Source organism: Streptomyces sp. NPDC048424 (assembly GCF_040651555.1).
Taxonomy (GTDB): Bacteria; Actinomycetota; Actinomycetes; order Streptomycetales; family Streptomycetaceae; genus Streptomyces.
The window spans coordinates 1-3,980 of sequence record NZ_JBEZKE010000079.1 but is presented as its reverse complement, the minus strand read 5'-3'; the positions used below and the strand labels follow the sequence as shown (position 1 = coordinate 3,980).

Below are 3,980 nucleotides of genomic sequence, written 5' to 3'. Positions count from 1 at the left end.
GGTTACATTCCGAACCCGGAAGCTAAGCCTTTCAGCGCCGATGGTACTGCAGGGGGGACCCTGTGGGAGAGTAGGACGCCGCCGAACAATCATTGCGGGAAGCCCCGCACCAAGCCTTCGGGCTCGGTGCGGGGCTTTTCTGCGTTTACCGGCAGTGTCACGGGCCCGGCTGGGTATCCTGGCCGCGTTCCCCTGGAGGACACGATGACTGCACAGCAGCTGGAAGACGGCGGGCCGCTCATCCCTCAGCCGGCGATGACACGGGAAGCCCTCCGGGACGCCGTACGCCGCATCGACATGGCCAATCTGGCCGTGCTCGACAAGGAGTGCAACGAGGCTTTCGACCGTGCCGCCGAGACCGGTGCGATCAACCCGTTGCGGTTCTTCCTGATCAAGTGGGCCACGCACGTGGCGATCCACCGCTGGCCGGCGCGTTCGGCGGCGCTGCACGAGGCGGAGCGGGTGGCCGGCGATCCGGACTCGACGGAGGAGGAGTTCCGGGCCGCCATGGAGACGAGCAGCCGCATCCTCACCGAGGCCCAGCGCGAGATCGGTCAGTGACCGCGCGGGGCGAAGGCGTGGAGAACGACGGCGGTTGGGCCTGGGAGTGCGATCCGAGCAGGCTGTGGGTCCTCGGGGACATGGCCGCGGAGCACCAGGAGCTGGTCACCGCGGTCCTGGACGGCCTGGTCGACCTGGCGTCGATGGCGATCGACCCCAAGGACGGCAGCCTCTACGAGGATCCCCACCCGATGCGGCTGCGTACGTACGAGGACGAGCACCTGATGGTCTGGTACCAGACCATCCCGCACCGCCGCCGGGTCTACCTGAAGCGGGTCAACCTCTGACCCATCCGCTGCCCGAACGCCCGGCCCTGACCTTGTCGGTGTTCGGCGTTGTCCTCTTCCCGGCCTCGCAGGAGAGGGCGTCCGGCTCGTCTGCGGTGCGGGACGATCAGTCCAGTGTCCGGATAGGCGCCGTCCGCGATGACCGTTGCCCCGGCTGTCGCAGCCGGCGAGTCCGACTCGCGCCGCACGTGGGCGTCGGCTTTGTTGCCCGGCGCCAGGAAGGCGCTCGAGACGACCAGGCGGGAGTCCGTGTCGATGATGACCTGCACGTTCGCCGAGAAGCGGTAGTTCCTCGATGAAGCGTCGACCGTGCGGTCGCGGACGGGGATGAGAGTTCCGTCCGCGATCCGCGGCCGGCCCACGTCGGCGACGGGCCGGGGCGTCGGCTCCAGCGCGAGCAGTGGTCCAAGATGCTGGATGACCCGGCAGAGGGTGGCCGGGGAGATCCCGAAGAGCGGGGCCAGCTGCCGCATGGCGAGGTTCGTGCGGTAGTACACAGCCACCAGCAGGACCCGGTCGGGCAAATGCCGAGGACTGGGCCTGCTGCAACACCCCTTAGAGCCTGTCTCTCAGGCCGAACCGGGCCTGCCGGAGGTCGCCGCGGGTTGGACTTGCCCAGCAGAGCTCCAGGGGCCACGGGTTCGTGTACTGCGGCGAGTTGAGGGGGAAGGCTCCCCGCCTGGCCAGCCACCTGCCGGGATCTCTACGGGCGCGCTGGCGAGTAGCCGGTTGCTGTTCCAGAGACTGAGGCCGGTGACCGTCCGTATCGCACGGACGGCCTCCATTTTCCGGTCTCCTGCTCCTGTCAGCAGCACACGGAATCCTGGCTCTTCCACGCACCCTCCCCCGCCGTCCACGAGCCCGTCCGGTAAGTGAAGCATCACCGCAGCTGCGGAGTGTCGTAGGCGGCTGTGGGCTGGGTACTGTCCGGCGGATCAGGCTTCGAGGTCGACGGGGCGGAGGTCGTAAAGGTAGGAGCGGTCGTTCTTGAAGCTGCGCCAGACGGTGGCCGGGGGTTCTGCGTCATCAGCGTGGCTGTCGAGGGGATGGGCGGTTACGAGGCCGTCGGCGATCTCGCAGTGCCAGCCGTCGGTCGGTGACCAGACACACCACACGTTCCCGTCCGCTCGGCGATAGGCGGGGCGGCCGTGGTGCTCGCCGTCGCGTTCGAAGTGGTAGCGAAGCCCGTCGATGTGGCGCACGAAGGTGAAGGATGCAAGTGCCGTCATGTCTTCGGCACTGTAGGGGACGACGCTGCCGGCCGTTAAGCCGTTCTGGGCGCAACCAGGTGCCGGGCGCGCCTTGTTGCCGTCAAGGTGGTCCGGCGGCCGGGTACGAGGCCGTCCGCGAGGGGGTGGGCTGGGCGGCCTGCCGAGACGTCTGTGGGCGGCGGCCTGGTGGACAGGCTGCGGGGCCACCGCCCGGATGCCGCGGCGACGGCCGGCAGGTCTATCTGCGGCGTGCCGGTGCACTACTTGAAGGGGAGGTGTCGACGTACTAGCGAACGGGGCGCCGTGGGGGCCGGCCGTCGGGCGGGTCAAGCCGCGGGGCGGGTGGGGAGGTTGCGCTGCCACTCGCGGCCGATCCCCCGGAGCAGTGCCGGGTAGACGCCCAGGTAGCGGAAGGGCTTGATGCCCGCCATGTAGAGGGCGCCGAAGCGTCCGTTGGGCTTCACCAGGACGGCCATCTGGCCGCGGTGGCCGCCGGTCCCGTCCGGGACCCAGCTGATGTGCATCACCCCGTGCACGGTCCGGTTCGCCATCTCCGCGACCCATTCGTCGTGCGTCTGGTAGACGGAGGTGAACGGAGCCGAGGCGAGGTCCGGACCGCGGGGGCCCTCCAGGAGATCCGCGGGCAGGCGGTCGCGGAGCGTCGGGACCCGCGTGCCGAGGCCGTCGGAGGGCTTGTCCCAGCCGAGGAGTGCCCCGAGCTTCCAGCGCAGTGCGAACAGCGCGCGCCCGAGGGGGGAGGGGACGGGATCCCCGTTGCCGTTGGCGAATTGGTGTACGAGCCGTTCGAGGTCGTCGGGTCCGCCCGGCGTTGGCAGGGCCCACACGTCCTCGAGCCGGAAGTCGCCGGCGATCTCGTGGATGCGCCAGGGCCGGGAGGTGTGCGCGGTTCGGGGGAGTCTCATCAGCAAGCCCCTGTCTATACGATGCCGTATAGAAGAAGGCTAGCCCATGTATACGGCCCCGTATAGGTGGGGTGGACGCGAGGGGAGACGGCATGGGCGTGACCCGCACGCCGCGCGGCAAGTGGATCGAGGAAGGGCTGCGGGCCCTCGCCGCCGGAGGTCCGGAGGCGGTCAGGATCGAGGCCCTGGCCCAGGCGCTCGGCGTCAGCAAGGGTGGCTTCTACGGGTACTTCGCCAACCGGGACGCCCTCCTCACCGAAATGCTCGACACATGGGAGCGCGCGGTCACCGAAGCGGTGATCGAGCGGGTCGAGAGCGGTGGGGGCGACCCCAGGGACAGGCTGGAGCGGCTGTTCCTGATCGTCGCCGCGGCCGGCGACGGTCCCACGACGGGGGTGGGGCCGGACCTCGCGATTCGTGACTGGGCCCGGCGCGACGAGGCCGTCGCGGAGCGGCTCCGGCGCGCGGACAACCGGCGCATGGACTACCTGCGCTCCCTGTTCCGCTCCATCTGCTCCGACGAGGACGAAGTCGAGGTCAGGTGCCTGATCGCCTTCTCCCTGCGGATCGGCTACCACTTCATCGCCGCCGACCACGGCGGCCGCAGCCGCGCCGAGGTGATGGAGCTGACCAGGAAGTGGCTGCTGAAGTAGCCCCGGGGGGCGTGCCGGAGAGGGCTCGCCCCGGGAGTCAAGCCGATTTTGACACCTCCCAGGTCGGGTTGTAGAGTCGAGCAGTTGCCTGGAGCGGACACGCTCGGCAGCAGCCCCCACAAGGAATCACTTTCGAGTGGGGACACTCGACTCTTCATTCGGGAATCGAAGCCGGGGAAATCCGGTGGAGAACTTCTGATAGAGTCGGAATCGCCGGAAAGGGAAAGCGCGAAAGCGCAGGAACTGGAAGGCACCGAGGAAGTCGGACACGAAAGAGTCTGATAGAGTCGGAAACGCAAGAACACAGAACGAAAGCCCGGAGGAAAGCCCGAGAGGGTGAGTACA

At 68.8% G+C, this 3,980-nt stretch carries 6 protein-coding genes, 1 rRNA gene and 1 pseudogene; 4 read left to right on the top strand and 4 right to left on the bottom strand.

Annotated features, from left to right (window positions below; genetic code table 11):
* From rrf to AB0D29_RS38640, 3 genes are all read left to right on the top strand, one after another.
* Positions 1-87: ribosomal RNA gene (gene rrf, locus AB0D29_RS38650) — 5S ribosomal RNA — on the top strand; the annotation flags it as partial.
* Between the two features lie 117 nt (positions 88-204).
* Positions 205-561: a hypothetical protein gene (locus AB0D29_RS38645; protein ID WP_351304538.1), complete on the top strand. Its 357-nt coding sequence runs from the start codon at positions 205-207 to the stop codon at positions 559-561.
* Positions 558-848 (top strand): hypothetical protein, encoded by a 291-nt coding sequence (locus tag AB0D29_RS38640; protein ID WP_362860518.1) that lies wholly within the window; start codon positions 558-560, stop codon positions 846-848. The genes AB0D29_RS38645 and AB0D29_RS38640 overlap by 4 nt, the downstream gene beginning before the upstream one ends.
* A gap of 20 nt (positions 849-868) precedes the next feature.
* On the opposite strand, the pseudogene AB0D29_RS38635 reads toward AB0D29_RS38640, so the two are convergent.
* From AB0D29_RS38635 to AB0D29_RS38620, 4 genes and pseudogenes are all read right to left on the bottom strand, one after another.
* Positions 869-1,372, bottom strand: a pseudogene (locus AB0D29_RS38635) (transposase family protein); the annotation flags it as partial.
* Positions 1,373-1,417: 45 nt separating this feature from the next.
* A complete protein-coding gene (locus tag AB0D29_RS38630) occupies positions 1,418-1,729 on the bottom strand; it encodes a ribosomal protein L7/L12 (RefSeq protein ID WP_362860517.1) in 312 nt (103 codons plus the stop codon).
* A gap of 54 nt (positions 1,730-1,783) precedes the next feature.
* Positions 1,784-2,077, bottom strand: a complete 294-nt coding sequence (locus AB0D29_RS38625; RefSeq protein WP_362860516.1) for a hypothetical protein — start codon at positions 2,075-2,077, stop codon at positions 1,784-1,786.
* Between the two features lie 308 nt (positions 2,078-2,385).
* On the bottom strand, positions 2,386-2,982 hold the full coding sequence (locus AB0D29_RS38620) for a DUF2867 domain-containing protein (RefSeq protein ID WP_362860515.1): 597 nt from the start codon (positions 2,980-2,982) through the stop codon (positions 2,386-2,388).
* A gap of 92 nt (positions 2,983-3,074) precedes the next feature.
* Here AB0D29_RS38620 and AB0D29_RS38615 point away from each other — a divergent pair, with 92 nt between their 5' ends.
* The gene (locus tag AB0D29_RS38615) at positions 3,075-3,635 is read left to right on the top strand and encodes a TetR/AcrR family transcriptional regulator (protein WP_362860514.1); all 561 of its coding nucleotides are present in this window, start codon (positions 3,075-3,077) and stop codon (positions 3,633-3,635) included.
* Positions 3,636-3,980: the final 345 nt, after the last annotated feature.

What these genes read in the sequence shown, in the direction of transcription:
- AB0D29_RS38645 (WP_351304538.1), top strand. Translation starts at nt 205, where the DNA reads ATGACTGCACAGCAGCTGGAAGACGGCGGGCCGCTCATCCCTCAGCCG.
- AB0D29_RS38630 (WP_362860517.1), bottom strand. Translation starts at nt 1,729, where the DNA reads ATGCTTCACTTACCGGACGGGCTCGTGGACGGCGGGGGAGGGTGCGTG.
- AB0D29_RS38625 (WP_362860516.1), bottom strand. Translation starts at nt 2,077, where the DNA reads ATGACGGCACTTGCATCCTTCACCTTCGTGCGCCACATCGACGGGCTT.
- AB0D29_RS38620 (WP_362860515.1), bottom strand. Translation starts at nt 2,982, where the DNA reads ATGAGACTCCCCCGAACCGCGCACACCTCCCGGCCCTGGCGCATCCAC.
- AB0D29_RS38615 (WP_362860514.1), top strand. Translation starts at nt 3,075, where the DNA reads ATGGGCGTGACCCGCACGCCGCGCGGCAAGTGGATCGAGGAAGGGCTG.